This window comes from Glycocaulis sp. (assembly GCF_052168375.1).
Classification (GTDB): Bacteria; Pseudomonadota; Alphaproteobacteria; order Caulobacterales; family Maricaulaceae; genus Glycocaulis.
The window spans coordinates 1-4683 of sequence record NZ_JBQLZR010000119.1; the positions used below are offsets into that span (position 1 = coordinate 1).

The window sequence follows — 4683 nt, forward strand, 5'->3', positions numbered from 1 at the left end:
ATATCGGTGCGGAGCGCTGCATCCCGCTTGCCCTTTTCGTCACTGAAGCGATGACGAACGCCTACAAGCACGCCTTTGAAGGGCGCGCCGAAGGCCGTCTGGAGGTACGCGTCACCCTGCTGGAAGATGGCCGCATCCGCGCAAGCGTCTCCGATAACGGAGTGGGCGCAGCCGCTTCGGCCGAGCCCGGACGCAAGGGCGTTGGCGGCGCCCTGTTCGAGGCTTTCGCCCGCCAGCTTGGCGGCGAGGCCGATATCGGCTCCGGCGAAAATGGCGGGCACCATGTTGCCATTACCCTGCCGCTGATCGACGGCGAGGGCATGTCCGCGTCATGAAGCCCGTCTGGCGCGCCCGCGCGATTGGCCCTATGTCATCGCCATGAGCGAGATGACCTCCCCCCTGACCGATCCCCTGCCACTGGCGCGCGCGCTGATCCGCGCACCGTCTGTCACGCCGCGCGATGAAGGTGCGCTGGACACGCTTCAGGCCGCCCTGACAGCGCTGGGCTTTACCTGCACGCGCATGCCCTTTGGCGAGGTGGACAATCTCTATGCCCGCCTCGGCACGGCCGAGCCCGTTTTCTGCTTTGCCGGGCACACCGATGTCGTGCCACCCGGACAGGAAGCGGCCTGGAGCTCAGGCCCCTTCGCTGGCGAAGTGCATGGCGACGCCCTGATCGGGCGCGGAGCGGTCGACATGAAAGGCGCGATTGCCGCCTTCACCGCCGCAACGGCGCGCTATCTCGAAGGCGGCAGCCCCAAAGGCTCCATCGCCTTCCTGATTACGGGCGACGAGGAAGGTCCGGCGATAAACGGCACGCAGAAAATGCTGCAAGCCCTTGAAGAAAAGGGTGAACGTTTCACTCACTGCCTCGTTGGCGAACCCACCAACCGTCATGTGCTGGGCGATATGGTGAAGATTGGCCGGCGAGGCTCGCTGAACGGCGTGATCACGGTAAAGGGCCGGCAAGGCCATGTCGCCTACCCTGACCGCGCGCTCAATCCCGTCCCGCCTCTGCTGCGCCTCCTCACTGCCCTGACGGCCCGGACGCTGGATAACGGCAATACCCATTTCCAGCCCTCCAACCTCGAAGTTACAACTATCGACATTGGCAATCCGGCCCATAATGTCATTCCGGGCGAGGCGAGCGCGAAGTTCAACATCCGCTTTAACACCGAGCAGGACGGCGACGCGCTGAAAGCCTGGATCAATGAGGAAATTGTAAAGGCAAGACAAGGCTTTGGCGGAAGCATTTCAGCCGATCTCACGGTCACCGGTGATGCCTTCATCACGCGCGAAGGCCCCTTCACCGCGCTGCTTTCCGAGGCGATTGAGGCGCGCACCGGCCATACCCCGGAACTGAGCACCAGCGGGGGCACGTCCGATGCCCGCTTCATCAAGAATTACGCGCCGGTGGCCGAGTTTGGCCTGGTTGGCGCCAGCATGCATCAGATCGACGAGCAGACGCCTGTCGCTGATATCGAAGTGTTAACAGAAATTTACCACGATATCCTGCAACGCTACTTCGAGGTTTTTGCCTGATGGGCAGCATGATCGGGGATATCCGGTCCGGGTTTCGCGGCATCTTTGCGCTGCTGGCGTTCAAGCCGGACTGGCGTCAGCATTTCGACGTCTCCGTGGACGGGTTCGCCCGGTCCTTCCTCGCCGCGCTCTACGCGCTGCCGGCTTTCATCCTTTTGATGCTCGCCGCCAATCATGTCCTGGCAGGGCTTCCCGGTGGCGATACGGCGCAGGTGAGCGTGCTGGAGGCTTTTGGCCAGTATGCCCGCATCTGGCTGCTCTTTCCGGTCATCGCCTTCATCGTGGTGAAGGCGCTGGGGCTGAAGACCGGGTTCTCCGCCTGGATAGTCGTCCACAACTGGGCGGTCTTCGTACTCCTGCACGTGCAGGCCTTCATCTGGCTGATGGCGGCAGCCGGCCTTGCCAATGCCGAGTTGCTCGGCCTGCTTCTGGCCTTCTACCAGGTGATCCGCCTCTTCGTACACTGGCGTGTGGCGGCAGGCGCTCTGGGCCTGCACTGGGGCCTTGCGGCGGGTGCCGCCTGCATACCGCTCGTTGTCGACGCGCTGATCGTCTACGGGCTGACCAGCGCCTCTGGCGGATAGTTCACAAACGCCAGATAGAGCCCGTCCGGCGGCGCGACGGGTCCGCAGCCCGTGCGGTCTGCCGCCTCCAGCGCTGCGCGGAAGTCCTCAACGCTCCAGCGCCCCCGCCCCACCTCCACCAGTGAACCGGTGATCGAGCGTATCTGCCGGTGCAGGAAGCTGATCGCCTCCACATGCAGAACGATCTCGTCGCCGCTGCGCTCGACACTGATCGCATCAATGGATTTGACGGGGCTATCCGCCTGGCATTGCGCATCGCGGAAGGTGGTAAAATCATGTGTGCCGACAAGGCTTTGCGCAGCCTTGTTCATGGCATCTGCATCGAGCGCCACACGCACCTGCCAGGCCTTGCCCGCCGCCAGCGCCAGAGGCGCACGCCGGTCGACCATGCGATAGACATAGCCGCGTCTGACGGCAGAAAAGCGCGCGTGAAAATCATCGCGCACCCGCACCGCAGAGAGCACCGATACCGGATGCGGGCGCAAATGATGGTTCAGCGCATCGCGCACCACATCGGCGCGCCAGTCCTTCGCAAAATCGACATGGGCGGTCATGGCCAGCGCATGGACACCGGAATCGGTCCGGCCCGCGCCATAGACCTCGTGATGACCGGCCTCGAGCCCACCAGAGGCGCGCTCCATCACCTCCTGTACCGACAGGCCGTTCTCCTGACGCTGCCAGCCGACGAACGGGCCGCCATCATATTCGATTGTCAGCAGGTAGCGGGCCATGGGTTCAGAGCATCGTGCCCGCAGGGACCGAGGTTCCGCGCAGGAACTCGTCCGCGCCCATCACGCCCTTGCCTTCGCGTTGCAGGCGGGTCAGGCGCACTGCCCCGCGCCCGCACGCGACCAGCAGGCCGTCATCCAGCACCTCTCCCGGCTCGCCCTCGCCCTTTTCCGGTTCGGCAAAATGCACCTTCACGCGCACCTCACCCTTGGCCGTTGAAAGCGTGAACCAGGCACCGGGAAACGGGGAAAGCCCCCGTATGTGGTCACACACCTCGCCCGCGGGGCGCGTCCAGTCGATGCGCGCTTCTGCCGATGATATCTTCTTTGCATAGGTCACGCCGTCCTCGCTCTGCGGCACAGCCTGCAGCGAGCCGCGCTCAAGGGCGGCAAGCGTGCGCGGCCACAGCTCAGCGCCGGTTTCCATCAGCGTGTCGTGCAGGGAGCCTGCGGTGTCGTCAGGCGCGATCGGCACGATCTCGCTCATCAGGACAGGACCGGTATCCAGCCCCTCCTCCATCTGCATGATCTGCACGCCCGTCACCTCGTCGCCGGCCTGGATGGCCCGCTGGATCGGCGCCGCCCCGCGCCAGCGCGGCAGCAGCGATGCGTGCAGGTTCAGACAGCCGAGACGCGGTGCGTCCAGCGCTTCCTTCGGCAGGATCTGGCCATAGGCGACCACGCAGGCCACATCGAGGTCGAGGCTTGCAAAATCGGCCAGCACATCCGCCTCGCGAAAGCGCTCCGGCGTCATCACCTCAATCCCGAACGCTTCGGCCAGCTGATGCACAGGGCTCTTGCGCAGCTCCTGCCCGCGCCCGGCGGGCCGTGGCGGCTGGGTATAGACACGAACCACCTCGTGACCTGCACCGGTAATGGCGGCAAGCGAGCGCGCGGCAAATTCCGGCGTTCCCATGAAGGCGATACGAAGGCTCATGAACTAGACGCTTTCCTTGAACCAGCCTGCCAGGAAATCCACGAACAGGCGCACACGATGGGCGAGATAGCGGTTGGACGGGAAGACCGCCCACAACTCGCGCGCTTCGGGCGTCCAGTCATCCATGAGGGACACAACACGCCCGTCAGCAATCGCGGCGCGCACCGCCCAGCTTGGCACACACGCCACGCCAGCGCCCGCACAGGCGGCAGACACCGCCGCGCTTGCCCCGTTCAGGGACAGCCGGCCATCCACCTTCACTTCGATCTTTTCCCCGCCCTTTTCATAGCGCCACAGATTGGGCGCGGGCCGGTTGCGGTCAATGATGCACGCTGTCCGCGCCAGATCGGACGGGTGGGCAATCGGCTCTCGCGCGTCCAGAAATCCGGCGCTCGCCACTGTCGACATCGGCGCATTGGCAAGGCGTTTGGCGATCAGGCTGGAATCGGGCAGGTGGCCGAGGCGCACGGCAAGGTCATAGCCTTCATCGACCAGGTCCACCATGCGGTCGGAGAGGTCGAGGCGCACCTCCACGGATGGCCATTTCTCCATGAAGGCGGTGACCGGCTCGATCAGGCGCGCCGAACCGAAATCAACCGGCGCCGCCACGCGCAGGAAACCGGCTGCTGCCGCATTGTCGGCGGCAAGCCCGTTCTCGATCGCCTCATATTCGGTCAGCCAGGGGCGCACCCGCTCCAGCAACGCCCGCCCGGCATCGGTCAGGCGCACCGAACGGGTCGTGCGCTCCAGCAGGCGCGCCTGCATGCGCTCCTCGAGGGCGGAGATCTGTTTGGAGGCCGCACCCGGGGTCAGCGAATGGCGCTCGGCCGCCCGGGTGAAGCTCTCCAGCTCGGCAACCGAGCGGAACAGGCGCAGCGCATCAATACGATCC

General features: G+C 65.0%; 6 protein-coding genes. 3 read left to right on the forward strand and 3 right to left on the reverse strand.

The features are described 5' to 3' along the window. From ACTS2Z_RS04720 to ACTS2Z_RS04730, 3 genes are all read left to right on the forward strand, one after another. The coding region (locus ACTS2Z_RS04720; RefSeq protein ID WP_442572072.1) for an ATP-binding protein at positions 1–335 on the forward strand (335 nt) is incomplete at its 5' end. A gap of 52 nt (positions 336–387) precedes the next feature. Further along, positions 388–1542: a succinyl-diaminopimelate desuccinylase gene (gene dapE, locus ACTS2Z_RS04725; RefSeq protein WP_442572077.1), complete on the forward strand. Its 1155-nt coding sequence runs from the start codon at positions 388–390 to the stop codon at positions 1540–1542. Next, complete coding sequence (locus ACTS2Z_RS04730; RefSeq protein ID WP_442572073.1) at positions 1542–2126, forward strand: hypothetical protein; 585 nt, start codon at positions 1542–1544, stop codon at positions 2124–2126. The genes dapE and ACTS2Z_RS04730 overlap by 1 nt, the downstream gene beginning before the upstream one ends. Here ACTS2Z_RS04730 and truA read toward each other — a convergent pair. The 3 genes from truA to ACTS2Z_RS04745 all read right to left on the reverse strand — a co-directional run. Continuing rightward, positions 2096–2857 (reverse strand): tRNA pseudouridine(38-40) synthase TruA, encoded by a 762-nt coding sequence (gene truA, locus ACTS2Z_RS04735; protein ID WP_442572074.1) that lies wholly within the window; start codon positions 2855–2857, stop codon positions 2096–2098. The genes ACTS2Z_RS04730 and truA overlap by 31 nt on opposite strands. A 4-nt stretch (positions 2858–2861) precedes the next feature. Further along, the gene (fmt, locus tag ACTS2Z_RS04740; RefSeq protein WP_442572075.1) at positions 2862–3791 is read right to left on the reverse strand and encodes a methionyl-tRNA formyltransferase; all 930 of its coding nucleotides are present in this window, start codon (positions 3789–3791) and stop codon (positions 2862–2864) included. A gap of 3 nt (positions 3792–3794) precedes the next feature. Then, the coding region (locus ACTS2Z_RS04745) for a LysR family transcriptional regulator (RefSeq protein ID WP_442572076.1) at positions 3795–4683 on the reverse strand (889 nt) is incomplete at its 5' end.